At 69.0% G+C, this 13,932-nt stretch carries 14 protein-coding genes; 7 read left to right on the top strand and 7 right to left on the bottom strand.

Features of this window, described 5'->3' with window-relative positions; all coding sequences use genetic code 11:
* Window positions 1-50: 50 nt before the first annotated feature.
* The 4 genes from AB0J16_RS39815 to AB0J16_RS39800 are packed head-to-tail and all read left to right on the top strand — an operon-like array spanning window position 51 to window position 6,211.
* Window positions 51-2,225, top strand: a complete 2,175-nt coding sequence (locus AB0J16_RS39815) for an alpha-N-acetylglucosaminidase TIM-barrel domain-containing protein (RefSeq protein WP_358549835.1) — start codon at window positions 51-53, stop codon at window positions 2,223-2,225.
* A gap of 8 nt (window positions 2,226-2,233) precedes the next feature.
* Window positions 2,234-3,133, top strand: coding sequence for an N-acetylmuramic acid 6-phosphate etherase (locus AB0J16_RS39810; RefSeq protein ID WP_358549833.1), 900 nt, complete (start codon window positions 2,234-2,236; stop codon window positions 3,131-3,133).
* Entirely contained in the window at window positions 3,130-4,314 is a 1,185-nt protein-coding gene (locus tag AB0J16_RS39805; RefSeq protein ID WP_358549831.1) for a BadF/BadG/BcrA/BcrD ATPase family protein, read from the top strand. Before AB0J16_RS39810 ends, AB0J16_RS39805 begins: the two co-directional genes overlap by 4 nt.
* Window positions 4,315-4,348: 34 nt before the next feature.
* Window positions 4,349-6,211: an ABC transporter ATP-binding protein gene (locus AB0J16_RS39800; RefSeq protein WP_358549829.1), complete on the top strand. Its 1,863-nt coding sequence runs from the start codon at window positions 4,349-4,351 to the stop codon at window positions 6,209-6,211.
* Window positions 6,212-6,341: 130 nt separating this feature from the next.
* On the opposite strand, the gene AB0J16_RS39795 is transcribed toward AB0J16_RS39800, so the two are convergent.
* The 3 genes from AB0J16_RS39795 to AB0J16_RS39785 form a co-directional block, all read right to left on the bottom strand.
* Window positions 6,342-7,655, bottom strand: a complete 1,314-nt coding sequence (locus tag AB0J16_RS39795; RefSeq protein WP_358549827.1) for a hypothetical protein — start codon at window positions 7,653-7,655, stop codon at window positions 6,342-6,344.
* 6 nt (window positions 7,656-7,661) lie between these two features.
* Window positions 7,662-8,084, bottom strand: coding sequence for a hypothetical protein (locus AB0J16_RS39790; protein WP_358549825.1), 423 nt, complete (start codon window positions 8,082-8,084; stop codon window positions 7,662-7,664).
* 401 nt (window positions 8,085-8,485) lie between these two features.
* Window positions 8,486-9,634: an NAD-dependent epimerase/dehydratase family protein gene (locus tag AB0J16_RS39785; protein WP_358549823.1), complete on the bottom strand. Its 1,149-nt coding sequence runs from the start codon at window positions 9,632-9,634 to the stop codon at window positions 8,486-8,488.
* Window positions 9,635-9,850: 216 nt separating this feature from the next.
* Between AB0J16_RS39785 and AB0J16_RS39780 the strand changes: the two genes are divergently transcribed.
* From AB0J16_RS39780 to AB0J16_RS39770, 3 genes are all read left to right on the top strand, one after another.
* Window positions 9,851-10,363: a hypothetical protein gene (locus AB0J16_RS39780; protein WP_358549821.1), complete on the top strand. Its 513-nt coding sequence runs from the start codon at window positions 9,851-9,853 to the stop codon at window positions 10,361-10,363.
* A 94-nt stretch (window positions 10,364-10,457) separates the two neighbouring features.
* Window positions 10,458-10,652 carry a CsbD family protein gene (locus AB0J16_RS39775; RefSeq protein ID WP_358449388.1) on the top strand — a complete coding sequence of 65 codons (195 nt, stop codon included), beginning with the start codon at window positions 10,458-10,460 and terminating at the stop codon, window positions 10,650-10,652.
* Window positions 10,653-11,331: 679 nt separating this feature from the next.
* Window positions 11,332-11,547 (top strand): hypothetical protein, encoded by a 216-nt coding sequence (locus AB0J16_RS39770; protein WP_225301007.1) that lies wholly within the window; start codon window positions 11,332-11,334, stop codon window positions 11,545-11,547.
* A 228-nt stretch (window positions 11,548-11,775) separates the two neighbouring features.
* Here AB0J16_RS39770 and AB0J16_RS39765 read toward each other — a convergent pair whose 3' ends face one another.
* The 4 genes from AB0J16_RS39765 to AB0J16_RS39750 form a co-directional block, all read right to left on the bottom strand.
* Complete coding sequence (locus AB0J16_RS39765; RefSeq protein WP_358549819.1) at window positions 11,776-11,943, bottom strand: hypothetical protein; 168 nt, start codon at window positions 11,941-11,943, stop codon at window positions 11,776-11,778.
* A gap of 346 nt (window positions 11,944-12,289) precedes the next feature.
* The gene (locus AB0J16_RS39760; RefSeq protein ID WP_358549817.1) at window positions 12,290-12,442 is read right to left on the bottom strand and encodes a hypothetical protein; all 153 of its coding nucleotides are present in this window, start codon (window positions 12,440-12,442) and stop codon (window positions 12,290-12,292) included.
* A complete protein-coding gene (locus AB0J16_RS39755; protein WP_358549815.1) occupies window positions 12,439-13,191 on the bottom strand; it encodes a transposase in 753 nt (250 codons plus the stop codon). Before AB0J16_RS39755 ends, AB0J16_RS39760 begins: the two co-directional genes overlap by 4 nt.
* Window positions 13,191-13,538, bottom strand: coding sequence for a hypothetical protein (locus AB0J16_RS39750; protein ID WP_358549813.1), 348 nt, complete (start codon window positions 13,536-13,538; stop codon window positions 13,191-13,193). Before AB0J16_RS39750 ends, AB0J16_RS39755 begins: the two co-directional genes overlap by 1 nt.
* Window positions 13,539-13,932 lie beyond the last annotated feature (394 nt).

Raw genomic sequence — 13,932 nt, 5'->3', positions numbered from 1 at the left:
TAATAATTATGGACCGTACGGAACTAATTCGTCGAGGGGTGTGACCTGCGATGTCATCCGGTGACGACGAGCAGCCCCCGCCGTGGGCGGACACCGTCAGCGGTCTCGCCCACCGCGTTCTCGGGCCGGTGGCCGAGTCGATCCGCTTCCTCACGCGCGAAGGCGCGGGGCGTGGCTATGAGTACGAGGCGAGAGACGGAGCGCTCACCGTCGCCGCGACGGACGGCGTGAGCGCCTCGGTCGCCCTCCATCACTATCTGCGTGAATGCTGCGAGCTGTCCGTGGGCTGGGACACCGTGCTGCCGTTGCGGCTGACGTCCCTCGCGGACAGCCCGCCCCGGCAGGGCTCGGCGCGGGTCCAGGACGGCTACTACTTCAACTTCTGTACGTTCAGCTACACCATGCCCTACTGGGACTGGGCCGACTGGGAGCGCGAGATCGACTGGATGGCGCTGCACGGCATCACCATGCCGCTCGCCATCACCGGCCACGAGGCCGCGCTGCACGCCGCCTACTCCCTCCTCGGTCTCGAGGATCACACCATCCGTAGCTTCCTTGGCGGGCCAGGCTACCTTCCGTTCCAGTTCATGGGGTGTATGGACAACTTCGCCGGTCCGCTCCCCGCGTCCTGGATCGACAGCCATCGCGAGCTCGGGGCGCGCATCCTCGACCGCGAGCGCGCCTTCGGCATGACGCCCGTCCTTCCGGCCTTCACCGGACACGTCCCGCAGCAGATCGCCGCGTCGTCGCGAGCCGCGCGCCGCGACTGGCAGGGGTTCGAGACCTGGGTCCTCGACCCGGCCGACCCGCTCTACGAGCGGCTGAGCACCGAGATCGCCCGCGCCCAGATCAAGCTCTTCGGCACCGATCACCTGTACGCGGCCGATCCGTTCATCGAGATGATCCCGGTCGACGCCGACCCCTCCTTCCCCGGGGCCGTGGCGACGGCGACGCTGGCCGGGCTGCGGGCTGCCGATCCGGACGCGGTCTGGCTCATGCAGGCCTGGCCTTTCTCCTACCAGCGGGACTTCTGGACCGAGGACCGCGTCACCGCCTTCCTCGACGCGATCCCGAATGACCGGATGCTCGTCGCGGACCTGTGGGCGGAGTACGACCCGCTGTGGGAGCGCTTCGAGGAGTTCTCCGGCAAGCCCTGGCTCTGGTGCGCGCTGCTCAACTTCGGCGGCCGCACCGATCCGGTCGCCGACCTGCGGGCGGTGCCGGCCGCGATCGACACCGCCCTGGCGGCGCCGAACCCGCCCACGGGCCTCGGCCTGTCCATGGAGGCCACCCGCAACAACCCCGTCTTCTTCGAGCTCGTGACCGACCAGATCTGGAACCGGGTCACCGACCTCGACGTCTGGCTCGACGCCTTCGTCACCCAGCGCTACGACAGGAGCGCGGCCCCGCTGCGTACCGCCTGGCGCGGCCTCCTGAACACCGTCTACGACACCCGGGGCCTGCGGATCTACCCCGCGCAGTTCAACGGCGTCCTCACCGCCAAACCCTCCTACGCGGGGATGGCCGAGGCGCGCGCCAACGTCACCGGCACCCTCTGGTACGACCCGGCGGAGCTGGCCGCGGCCTGGGAACGGATGATCGAGGTGGCCGAGCACGATCATGACCTGGTGACCGGTCCGCTGGGGCACGACCTCGTCGAGGTGGGCATCGCGTTCATGGTCAGGGTGGCCGACCGCTACTACCTCGACGCCGTGGAGCGGTCGGCCGCGCTCGGTACGGCCAGCCGGCCCCATGTCGACCGGTTCCTGCGCGTCTTCGATGACCTGGACCGGATGCTGGCCGCTCGCCCCGAGTACACCTTTCAGCACTGGGAGTCCAAGGCCCTGTCGTGGGCGACCGACCCGGCCGAACGCGACGTCCTGCGGGACAACGCCCGCCGCATCATCACGGTCTGGGGCACCTCCTCCAGTCCCCTGCTCGACGACTACGCGGGGCGGCACTGGAGCGGGCTCGTCGGCGGCTATTACCGCGATCGCTGGGAGCTGTGGGCGCGTGGCCTCAACGACGCGCTCGCCACGCCCGGCGACGGGCCCGATGCGGACCTGGATGAGCGGCTCCGTGACCGGGCCGAGCTCTTCCTGCGGGAGGGCCCGGCTGCGCCGCCACAGGACCTGGGCGATCTCGCCACGGAGTCACGCCGGCTGTTCACCGCCTACGCGGACCAAGCCGACTCACTTGCCCAAACTTACGAACACGATCGATGAGGAGAACGATGCCCCAGGTGGTACCTCCGACCGAGCGCCGGAACCCACGCACCGCCGACATCGACACCCTGGAGTCCCGTGAGGTCCTCCGGCTGCTGCGAGAGGAGGACGCCCTGGCGGTCGAGGCCGTCGGCGCGGCCGGCGACCAGCTCGCCCGCGCGGTGGACGAAGCACATCTCCGGCTGAACCGGGGCGGAACTGTGCACTACTTCGGCGCCGGCGCCTCCGGACGGCTGGCGGTGCTGGACGCCACGGAGATCACGCCGACCTTCGGGGCGGCGCGTGGCCTGTTCACCGCCCACTTCGCCGGTGGGCTCGCCGCCGTCACCGACTCCTCCGTCGACCAGGAGGACGCCGAGGCGCTGGGCGCCGCCGACGCCGCCGTCCTCGACGAGGCCAGTGTGGCGATCGGGATCACGGCGTCCGGGTCCACTCCGTACGTGGCGGGCGCGCTGCGCGCGGCCGGCGCCGCCGGCGCCCTCACGGTGCTGGTCACCTGCAACCCGGACGCTCCGCTCCGCGAGCTGGCCGAGATCAACGTCGTCGCCGCCACCGGGCCGGAGGCGCTGACCGGCTCCACCCGGCTCAAGGCCGGCACGGCGACGAAGGTGATACTCAACTCGTTCTCGACGGCTCTCATGATCAAGGCGGGCCGGACGTACGGCAACCTCATGGTCGGGCTGGTGGCCACCAACGCCAAGCTCAGCGAGCGCGCGGTGAGCCTGCTCGTGGAGGCGACGGGTGAGGAGGCGGCGAGCTGCCGCGCGGTCCTGGCCGACGCGGGCGGCAACATCCCGGAGGCGCTCGTACGGCTGCTCACCGGCTGCTCGGCCGAGCGGGCGCGGACCGCGCTGGAGCGGCATCCGGGCGTGCGTGCGGCCGTCGCCGCGCTGGCGGACGCCGGATGAGCCTGGGAGGCGTGAACGCCGGCGGCGGCGGACCGGCGGGCGTGGACTTCGGCGCTGACAGGCGCCGGGCTCATCCGGCGGGCGTGGACATCGGCGCTGACGGACGGCAGATGAACCTCGCGGGCGTGGACGTCGGCGTTGACGGGCGGCAGATGAACCTGGCGGGCGTGGACGTCGGCGGTGGCGGGATCAGGGTGCGGATCGAGGCGGGCGGGTCGATCGTGTCCGGGGACGACGCGTCGCCGGTGCCGCGTGTGCAGGGCAGGGTCGACCTCGATCGGCTCGCGGCGCGGATCATCCGGGTCATCCAGAACGCCGTGGGCGGCCGGGAGATCGACCGGTTCGCCGGCATGGCGATCGGCACGACCGGCCTGCCGGGTCTGGTCCCGGACCCGGGCACGCTCTGGCACGCCCTGCGCGGGCGGTTCGGCATGGGCACGCTCGTGGTCACCGGCGACATGGTGACCACGCACGTCGGCGCGCTCGGGTTCCGGCCCGGCGTCGTCGTCGCCGCGGGCACCGGCGTCATCACCCTCGGCACCGACCTGGACGGCGTCTGGAACCAGTCCGACGGGTGGGGATACCTGCTCGGCGACCACGGCGGCGGCGCCTGGATCGGGATGCGCGGCCTGCACGCCGCTCTGCGCGCGCATGACGGCCGGACGGGCGGGTCGCCCGCGCTTCTCGAGCGCCTGACGGCCCACTTCGGGCCCCCATCGGAGCTGGTAACGCTGGTGTACGCGGCGGGATCGGCGGCCCACCACTTCGCCTCGTTCGCACCGGCCGTCGGCGAGGCGGCCCGTGACGGGGACCCGGTGGCCCGGCAGATCTGGACCGAGGCCGGTCGGCAGCTCGGCCAGACCGCGCTGGCCGCCGCGTCCGGGCTCGACCCGGTCTTCTCCTGGGGCGGCCGGCTGTTCGACGCCGCGGATCTGCTGATGGAGCCCTTCCAGAGCACCGTCCGTACGCTGCTTCCCGAGGCTCGCTTCGAACCGCCCCGAGGCAACTCCGCCGACGGCGCGCTCGCCTTGGCGCGGGCCGCCGCCGACGGTTCGGTACGGCCGCACCACCCCTATGTCTACGTCTTCACCGAGGCGACACAGGATCGTCCGGACAGCGTACGAACGGGCGGTACGGAACGGCGCCGAGCATCGGCGGCGGCCCCGGAAAAGACGACCTGATGAAACTGTCGGTGCCCGAGTGCACACTGAGCGTATGTCTGATGAGCCTCTCGAACTCGGCGAGATCTCCATCGCCGACTGGCACGCCCACACCGACAAGATGGCGGAAGTCAGCTTCCTGACCATCGCCCGCCGGCTCCCCTCCCTGGTGCGCCAGGCGCTGCGCATGGCCTGGGGAGCCAGCCCGCGCGACACCCTGGCCACCGTCGCGCTCAACCTGCTCGGCGGGGTGTTCACCGCCTTCGGGCTGCTGGCCACGACCGGCGTGCTCGCCGCCCTGTTCAGCCAGGGTCCCACCCCCGACCGCGTGATGGCCGCGCTGCCCAGCCTCGCCCTCGTCGCCACCGCCGCCGCCCTGCGCACCGCCATGCAAGCGGGCGCCGGCTGGGCGGAATCCCGCCTCACTCCCCAGATCTCCCGGCACACCGAGGAGCGGCTCTACGGCCTGACCAGCCGCGTCGACCTGGTCGCCTACGACGACCCCGACTTCCACGACTCCCTCGAACGCGCCAACATGCGGGGCGTGGCGGTGGCCGACTCGGTGGTGTCCTCGGCCATCGACGTGGTGACGGCCGTGGTCGGCCTCGCGGCCGTGGCCGGGGTGCTCGGTGTCCTCCACCCGGTGCTGCTGCCGCTGCTCCTGCTGGCGGTGCTGCCCGACGCCTGGGCCGCGGTCCGCAGCGCGCGGATGCGCTACACGACGATGCACTCCCTCATCCCGGCCCGCCGCCGCAAGTGGATCATCGCCGAACTGCTGGCCGAGCGCGAGGCCGCCGCCGAGGTCCGCTCGTTCACGATGCGCGGCTTCCTGCTGCGCATGTACGACGCGGTGGCCAAGGCCGAGCAGGAGGTGCTCCTGCTGCTGGCCAGACGGCAGACGGTGGCCCGGCTCGTGGGCGAGGCCTTCGGCGGCCTGGGCGCCGGCGTGGTCTACGTCGCGCTCGGCATCCTGCTGGCCATCGCCGCGATCCCGCTCGCCGTGGCGGGCACCGCCGTCCTGGCGATCAGATCCGGTCAGCAGTCCCTGAGCAGCCTCATGTACGCCACCAACCGCCTCTACGAGCAGGGCCTCTACTTCACCGATTTCCTGGAGTTCTGCGCCGACGCCGAACGCCGGCTGCCCGGCCCCCGCCCGCTCACGGCGCCCGAGTCCTTCCAGTGCATCGTCGCCGACAAGGTGTCCTTCACCTATCCGGGCGCCGACGAGCCCGCGCTCCGCGAGGTGTCCATCGAGATCAAGCGCGGCGAGATCGTCGCCTTCGTCGGCGAGAACGGCTCGGGCAAGACCACCCTCGCCAAGATCCTCTCCGGCCTCTACGAACCCGACAGCGGCACCGTCGCCTGGGACGAGATCGACCTGAAAGACGTCAACCCCGACGACCTCCGGCTGCGCACCGCCGTCATCGCACAAGACCACACCCGCTGGCCGCTCACGGCCCGCTACAACATCACCATGGGCACCGACAAGGGCGAAGCGGCCCTGCACTCGGCAGCCGAGGTGGCCGGGGCCGACGTGGTCATCGGCGACCTCCCCCACGGCTACCGCACGCTGCTCGACCGGCGCTTCAAGGACGGCCACGAGCTGTCCGGCGGCCAGTGGCAGCGCATCGCGGTGGCCCGGGGCTTCCACCGCGACGCGGCGCTGCTCATCTGCGACGAGCCGACCGCCGCCCTCGACGCCCGCGCCGAGCACGCGCTGTTCGAACGCATCCGCGGCCACTCCGACGGCCGCACCGTTCTGCTCATCACCCATCGGCTGGCCAGCGTCCGCTACGCCGACCGCATCTACGTCCTGGAGCACGGCAAGGTGACCGAGCAGGGCACCCACGACACCCTCATGTCACTGGACGGCCTGTACGCCGATCTCTACACCCTCCAAGCCAGCGCCTACCGATAACCGCGGAGCAACGGCGGCGACGGCGAACCCCGCGCCGTCGTCACCGGCCGTCATACGCAGAACGTTCTCAGCACCGCTGGTGACGGCGACCGGACACGACACGGGCCTTACTGTGGCGCTTGGCAGGCAATCAGCCGATTCTGTCGTGGACCACACCGTCCATGTCGTCGCCCCAGACGTCGTCGTCCTCATGGAGCCAAGTGGCGGATTCGCGCTCTTTCTCCTCCTGGCCGCTCGCACCGCCCATCCCGCTCATCGGCATGAAGGAGGAGCCCGTCCCGTTCGTGGCGGTGGCCCGAATACCGTTGATCGTCGCCGGGGCTCCCGATCCACTGCCCATACCGGCGCCGGGATTGCCGGGGTCGGTGGCCGGGGAGTGGTTCGGGCTCTTGAGGGTGGAGTGGATCGGGCCGCTGTCCGAGTCGATTGGGCGCTGGAAGTCTGCCAGCTTGGTATGCAGGTTGGTGGGCCGATCCAAGGCGCTCGTGGGATCGTTCGAGCCGCGGGTGGGGTCGCCAGGCGATGCGTCGCTGCCGTTCGCGTCGAGGATGGCCGGCCAACGGGGTGCGTTCGTGCCGCCCGGGGCGGCGTCGGACGATGGGCTGTCCGGCCCTTGGCTGAGGTCCGCTCTGTCCCGGTCCTCGGGATCACCAGGGAAATGGGCGCGCTCGCCATGCGCTGCGGAAGAGTCCGCGCCGTCAGGTAACGCAGGGCCGCCGCCTGAGCGGTCAGTGTCAGTGGGGCCTATATGGGAGGGAGAGCGGTCGGAGGCTCCGGCGGACGGCCTCTCGCCGAATCTGTAGTCGACCGTTTCGGGCTTCTCATGCGGTGCCACCGGATAGGCGATGGCGGGCAGTTCCATCTCCACCGTCTTGGGAAGGGTGCTGTAGATCGCCTCGAGGTCCTTGCTGAACGCCTCCAACTGCAGTCCTGCCAGCTTTCCCAGATTCTTCCAGGTTAAATCCACGCCATGCTTGCCCGACTGCAGGACTCCGTTAAAAATGAGGTCGCCGTGACCATCGCGCCTGAAGCCGAAATTCGAGGATTCGCGCTCCGCCTCCGAAAGTTCGCCGTCGATGGACTCCTGGTGTTGGCGTACCACTCCGGCCAGGGTCTCGAGCGGACGGCCCATCGCCAGCAGCTTGTCAGAGAGTTCGCCGAGCGCTATGTAAAGAGTTCTCAGGGCCCGCTGTGCCGTTACGGAGGCCTTGCCCTCCCAGACCTTGGCGAGAGCCTCGGCTTCCTGCCCGAGCACCCATTGGGCGTTGGCGACGACCGAACACGCGTCCACGTAGGAGGCGCCGGCATCCTGAATCTCCTTGACGCTGATGCCCTTGATGAAGTCCCTGACCTCCTCAAATCTGCGGTCATCGTTATCGATCGTCCAGTCCGCACCGCGGGAGGGCTTGAGCCAGCGTGTCTTCTTGTCGGTCTTCGCAACCATGGGTGGCTAGGCTCCGTCCGTGTTCGCGTCGCTGACGTCCTTGTATTTGCCCGCGCCGGCGTCGAGCAGCGCGATCGCGATATCGAAGTTCTTGTGGACCTCTCGATAGATCGTGGTGAACTCCTGGTGGCAGGTCTCCAGCATCTCGGCGAACGTGCGACCGCCCTCCCACCGGGCAACGCTCTGCAACTGGGTCCTCAGTTTCTCGAGCGCGGCGTACTGGGTCAGATCATCGATGGAGCCCTGGCCGGCGGCCAGGCTGCTTCCCTTGGCGCTGCCCCCTTCGCCGGTGAAGCGCCCCAGCGCCTCTCTCAGCGCTTTGGCACTTTCCCTGATCACCTTTTCGTTGTAGGTGACGCCATCTCGTTCCGCGTCCAGACCCGGCCAGCTGTCTTCCAGGGCTTTGGGTGGTATCGATTCTGGCGCCATTCTCACGCTCCTAAATCGCACTTGAGTCGTCGATTGTGAATATCCCGTTGGCCCATGACACAGTGCTCAATGGCCGCCCATTGAATCTCGACCTCGGCGCCCCTGATGCGACCGCTACCCCAAGCTCGGATACCTCTTCCGGGGACAGGAGCATGCTGCGGCGACGCTTCCAAAGCGAACTTCTCGTCTTGTCCGATCAACCCGCCGAGAGCTTTCGACAAAGTCAGGGGGGCAAGACCGGGAGAGATTTGCCGACATCAAAACTCCTGATTATCAGCCCAGAACTACTTCCTCAAAGATCCGTGGAAGATCGGGTCGGGTGAGTATCGGCCTGGCGACAGGCCACCGCACGCTTCACAGCGCCGGAAACGACGATACACCATTATGGAGCGAGTGCTCTGTTATTGGCGAGCACGCCCCACTCTCGGGTTCATGATCTCGATCGGGTTGCCGAACGTCGCCGAACGACTGGTGGCCGAGGGTCGGTTCGCCACCAGGCCGAGGCGGATGAGGCTGTCCGCGGTGTCGGCGATGGCGGTCTCCGGGGCGCGCGGCTGCCAGCCGAGGACCTCACGGGCCTTGTCCGCGTGGACGACAGGGATGCGGCCCAGCTGGTCGACCATCGCCCGTAACTCGGGATTCGTCCGCGCCGCGGCCCTGACCTGCTCGTCGGGGAGCTCCAGCTTCGGCACCTTGGCCGCGATCTCGCCCAGATGGTCGCTCAGGATCCGGGCGGCGTGCAGGAAGCTGATCATCTCGCCACTGCCGGCCAGGAACCGCTGTCCGGCCGCGGCCGGGTGGATCATGGCTCGCACGTGCAGGTCCACGACGTCCCGCACGTCCACCACGCCGAAGAAGACGCGGGGCGCGACCGGCATGTCCCCGTCGAGCATCGCTTTGACCAGCATGGTGGAGACCGACAGGTGCGGGCCGAGCAGCGGACCGAAGATCCCGGTGGGGTTGATCACGGCCAATTCGAGGTCATCGGCCTCGGTCCGCGCGAAGTCCCAGGCCGCGCGCTCCGCGATCGTCTTCGACCTGGTGTAGGCCGTGTTGTCGTCGGCGGGGTCGGTCCAGTCGCGCTCGTCGTACTCGTCGCTCGCCTTACGGCTGTACCCGACCGCGGTGAACGACGACGTCATCACCACCCGCGCCACCCCGGCGTCGCGGGCGGCACGCAGGACGCGCAGCGCTCCGTCCCTGGCCGGGACGATCAGCTCGTCGTCGTCCCTCGGCTGACCGGCGGGCAGCGGCGATGCGACGTGGTGGACATAGGCGCAGCCCGCCGTGGCCGCGGCCCAACCGTCGTCCGCGGACAGATCGGCGTGGCAGACGTCCAGCCGATCCCCTGGATCGGCGCCGGCCGCGGCCACCGCCTCGCGGAGGCTGGTTTCGCGGGCGGGCGAGCGGACCGTGGCGCGCACGCGGTGACCGTCGAGCAGCAGCCGGCTGACCAGGTGCGAGCCGACGTGACCGCTGCCACCGGTGACGAGGATGAGGTCGTTGAGCCGGCGACTGTCCGTTCCTGATGACGATCTCGTGGTCGGCATGTCGTCCCTCGTTGGCGGAAGGGGGCCTTGTTGGCGGAAGGGCGCTTTGTTGGCGGAAGGGGGATGGAGGGCGAGGCTTTGGCCGCGACCGTGCGGGCTTCGGGCCCAGGGTCGCGTACGGTCCACGGCCCGATCTCGAGGCTACTTCGAGCGGGAGCGGCTGTCAGAACCTCGACTCGTGCGAACTTCGCGGCCCATTCGGGCATCGAACCGTGCATGACGACGCACACGATGACCCGTACCGTAGTGGGCACGACCCTGGCCGCAGGGCTGGTGCTGGGCGGCCTCGCACCAGCGGCGCACGCCGCGACCGCGCCCGCCGCTTTCGGCCCTTCCGGATATGGGGGCATCACGCTGGGGATGAACGCGAAGGCGGCCAAGGCCAGCGGCAAGCTCGTGCAGGCCGGCGCGGCCGGCTCCCCCAGCTGCACCGGCTGGAGCCTGAAGGCTCACCCGGTAGGCCGCGACTCCGTCGGCCTCTACATCTCCAAGAAGCACGGCGTCGCGGTGATCTTCGCGCCCAAGGGCGCCAAGACCCCTGAGGGCATCGGACTGGGCTCCACGTACAAGCAGATCAAGAAGGCCTACCCCAAGCTGAAGACGGCCGCCAGCGGCTACCCGTACGCCGACATCCCCGGCAAGGCGCATGCTTACTATTCCTTCCTCCTCAACAACGGCAAGGTGTACGAGATGGCGCTGGGGCTCCACAAGCAGGACTGCGTCAACTAACCCGGTGCGGGGCCTCGCCTGACCGGTCCCCATGTTTCTAGTCGGTCTGTTCGGAAAGTGGGAGTTTCCGGGAACCGACGAGAAAGGCATGGACATGGGCGCCGATGACAAGATCCGGAACAAGGCGGAGGAGCTCAAGGGCCGGGCGAAGGAGACCCTCGGAAAGGCCACCGACGACGAGGACCTGCGGGCCGAAGGGCGTACAGAACAGGCCGAAGGGGGCCTCAGACAGGCCGGCGAGAAGGTCAAGGACGCCGGCAAGAAGGTCAAGGACGCCTTCAAGAAGTAACCGCCACGACGAACACCGCCGGATATGGGGCCGCCCTCGCGCTTGACCGCGCGAAGGCGGCCCCGACGCTGTGACGATTGGCCGCGCGAAGGCGGCCCTGACGCTGTGACGATCACCAGGTCGGTCGAGCTCGACTTCGGAGTTGACCTCGCCGCCCTTGGACGCGTCGGCCTCCGCCGTCCGGTCCACCTGGATCCGACCCTGCGGCGCCTTCCCCGACACCCCGCTGTAGGCGCGGCCACCGCCACAGCCGCCTGCGGCGCGGCGTACAGTGGCCAGCCGCCGACCCAGCCCAGCGGCCAGCCTGCACGTGCAGATACTTTACGTAGTCACATATTAACGTTCTGTGGATTATGTGCTTCTATGAGACCTAAACGCATCGGTAATTTCTCCCGAGAAGCCGCGCCGGTGGAGGATTGTCATCCCGCAGGGGAAAATCCATACATGCACATGCATCTGCACCTGCGCGGCTGCTCGCGAACCGCCATAATCTAGGGCGGCGATGGACGAGCACCGCCGAAACGGCGATCCGTCCTGACGCCAGCCTGAGCCTGCCACCAGATCAGCAGACGAAAGGGGCAGTTCCCGGCTTGCCTGTCCGGACATTGACGCCGCCGAGGTCGACCGAGCGCCGCACGCTTTCTCCGATCTCGATCCATCGGACCGAAATGAGAAAGAAGTGAGCATCACCCTGCGCATCGCGCTCTGCTTAACCATCGACATGCTTCTCTCGCTGGTGATCGCGCTCATCGCCTTCATCGTGGCGAGAGAGAATGGGGTGCCGATGGTCGGAGCTCTTGGATGGAGCGGGGGTACCTTCATCGCGACAGCCACCCTCGTCACCACGATCATGAACCACACAGGGGCATTCGACCGAGGGCAGAAGAGCCCCTAGCGGGCGATCGATTCGCACAGCGGTCTCGCTCCAGCTGCTTCACGGCTCAAGCGGGGAGACCCGACTCCGCACGCGGGGTGGGCCACCGGGCGTCCGATGGCCCACCGCGTCGAGGCGGCTTTACCGGACAGCCGGTGGCCCACCCAGCCAGGTCGGGTATCCGGGCAGCCGGTGACCCGCCGTTACGGTTACCGGGCAGCCGGTGGCCCGCCCACCCCGGGGCGTGGGTTACAGGGCGGCCGCCAGCTTCTTGAGGATGGCGGCTCGGGCCGGGGTGAGGGAGCGGCTGATTACAGCGGCGTTCACCCGCATGACATAGGCGTGGATGGCGGCGGCCTTGGCCGTGGCGTCGCCCATCTCCTCGGCGCGCTCGGCGGCGTCGAGGGCGGCGCACATGGCTATGGCGGGGACCCCGTCCGGTCTGGTGACGAAGCGCCTGGACAGCGTGCACAGGTCGTCATAGGTGACGACCAGCTTGAAGGTGACAGAAGACGCCTGGCCGAGGTTGCCCGCGACATCGGTGGCGGTGGCGGAGAAGGTGTTGCCCGCCGGGTCGAAGTCGTACGCGGGGCCGGAGATGTCCTGGCAGGTGGTGGTGGCGATGCCGGAGAGGTTGGGATGTGATCGCTCGTGGAGGCATCGCAGGCCTCGGAACGTCCCAGTAGAACCGGTAGATGACGTCGTCCGGCGAGCCGTAGAGGCAATACAGACCTCGTCCTCGGTCCCCGTGGCGATCGACAGGTCACACGACTCGGCGCCAGCTCACTTTCTGGCCCGGGTCGACCTGGTCCGACGACAAGGTGTCTTCGCCCCAGCAACCGCGATTCAGCTTCTGGAACACCTTGATCATCGGCACGATGCCGTCGTTCTGGACCGTCGAGTTGGCGCTGATCAACTACCACTGGTTGAATCTGGTGGTTTGCTCTCGCGGTCCCGTCTGGCTGAAGGGAGGCCGGTAGCGTGTGGCTGGTTGATGGCAGCCCAGCCCGCTATGCCGCGTGTGGCGATGTTGCGGGCCGCGATGTGGTCGGCGTGCCCAGCGAGGCCACACCTGGTGCAGACGAACCGGCCCCGCGCCGGCCGGTTCGCCCTGGCCACACATCCGCACTCCGGACACGCCTGCGAGGTGTAGGCGGGGTCGACCAGGACGAAGGCGACTCCGGCTCTGGCGGCCTTGTAGCGGGTGAAGGTGATCTGCTGGGCGAACGCCCAGCTGTGCAGGGTGCGCCGCTGGAGCCGATGAGCCCTTACCCGAGCGCGGATGCCCTGAAGGTCCTCCAGGGCGATGCCGCGGCCGGTGCGTTCGGCTTCACGCACCACAAACGTCGAGATTCGCTGGTTGAGGTCGGTCATCATCCGGTGCTCACGACCGGACAGGCGGCGCAGCACCCACCGCGCCGCCGCCGTGCCCGCCACCCCTTGATCCACCCCCACAAAGCCGTGAACCGGCTCACGCACCACCGGCTTCGGCAGCGTGACGGCGACCTGCAGCAGCCACACGCCGCGACGGCAGATCAGGTCGGCCTCACCCACCGGCAACGCGTCCACGGCCTTGAGGTCTTCCGGCCGGCCGGTGTAGGAGACGGTGACGCGGCCGGTGGGGGTCCACAGCGACACCGTGCGGGCGTCCCGGTTGAAGCTCATCAGCCGGGCGTCATAGGGGATAGCACCGTGCGGGCGGAAGACGTGGGCGCGTTTCTTGCTGGCGCGCGGTTGGCGTAGGCGCCGGCGACCCGGGCGATGGCCCGCACCGCCGCCTGCGCGCCGAGCCCGGCCATCTGCCCGCGCACCTCGTAGTAGGCCAGCCGGTGCAACTCCACCGCGGCGAATACGCGATGCTGGAAGGCCAGCCGGGACACGACGGTGGCCGCCTGATTGCACACCTGCACCGCTGCGGCCAGTGCGTCGGCCTGGGCCGGGGCGGGTGTGAGCCGCAGTTGCACGATCGTGGGCAGGCCGTGTCGTTTGGTGGCGGAGCGGCGGATCGCCATCGTGCACCTCTTGTCACAGTGGCCTCACTCACCGCACATGTTACCGAACGTGACCGAGTCTTTCCATACTCTTTTCGAAAGGAGGGGTGGCGCTTCCTCCCAACCCTGAAGGACCGGGTCCCCCGCGCCACCATCCAGATGAAGTCGGCATGTGCCGGTGTGGCGATCACCAGGCTGGTCACGACCAGCACGCCGGTCAGCAGCGGTCCCCGAAGCCACGTCATTCTGGGCACTGAGCACCCTCTTTCCGGAGCGTCCCCGTGCGCCCCCTGGCTCCTGGTACCGCCCCCTCTTCCCTCGCAGAAAGTTACGGAGGCGCGCTCGGCACGTCCGAATCGAGAAGCGGCCGGATCTGGACGGCGCGCCGGTCTGAGGCCGTTCGCGTGGGCGTTCC

The organism is Nonomuraea sp. NPDC049750 (assembly GCF_040659625.1).
GTDB lineage: Bacteria > Actinomycetota > Actinomycetes > Streptosporangiales > Streptosporangiaceae > Nonomuraea.
This window is presented reverse-complemented; position numbering and strand designations above follow the sequence as displayed.

Excerpts from the sequence above, each read along its gene's own strand:
- AB0J16_RS39815 (WP_358549835.1), top strand. The coding sequence starts at position 51 with ATGTCATCCGGTGACGACGAGCAGCCCCCGCCGTGGGCGGACACCGTC.
- AB0J16_RS39810 (WP_358549833.1), top strand. The coding sequence starts at position 2,234 with ATGCCCCAGGTGGTACCTCCGACCGAGCGCCGGAACCCACGCACCGCC.
- AB0J16_RS39805 (WP_358549831.1), top strand. The coding sequence starts at position 3,130 with ATGAGCCTGGGAGGCGTGAACGCCGGCGGCGGCGGACCGGCGGGCGTG.
- AB0J16_RS39800 (WP_358549829.1), top strand. The coding sequence starts at position 4,349 with ATGTCTGATGAGCCTCTCGAACTCGGCGAGATCTCCATCGCCGACTGG.
- AB0J16_RS39795 (WP_358549827.1), bottom strand. The coding sequence starts at position 7,655 with ATGGTTGCGAAGACCGACAAGAAGACACGCTGGCTCAAGCCCTCCCGC.
- AB0J16_RS39790 (WP_358549825.1), bottom strand. The coding sequence starts at position 8,084 with ATGGCGCCAGAATCGATACCACCCAAAGCCCTGGAAGACAGCTGGCCG.
- AB0J16_RS39785 (WP_358549823.1), bottom strand. The coding sequence starts at position 9,634 with ATGCCGACCACGAGATCGTCATCAGGAACGGACAGTCGCCGGCTCAAC.
- AB0J16_RS39780 (WP_358549821.1), top strand. The coding sequence starts at position 9,851 with ATGACGACGCACACGATGACCCGTACCGTAGTGGGCACGACCCTGGCC.
- AB0J16_RS39775 (WP_358449388.1), top strand. The coding sequence starts at position 10,458 with ATGGGCGCCGATGACAAGATCCGGAACAAGGCGGAGGAGCTCAAGGGC.
- AB0J16_RS39765 (WP_358549819.1), bottom strand. The coding sequence starts at position 11,943 with ATGTGCGCCGCCCTCGACGCCGCCGAGCGCGCCGAGGAGATGGGCGAC.
- AB0J16_RS39755 (WP_358549815.1), bottom strand. The coding sequence starts at position 13,191 with ATGAGCTTCAACCGGGACGCCCGCACGGTGTCGCTGTGGACCCCCACC.
- AB0J16_RS39750 (WP_358549813.1), bottom strand. The coding sequence starts at position 13,538 with ATGGCGATCCGCCGCTCCGCCACCAAACGACACGGCCTGCCCACGATC.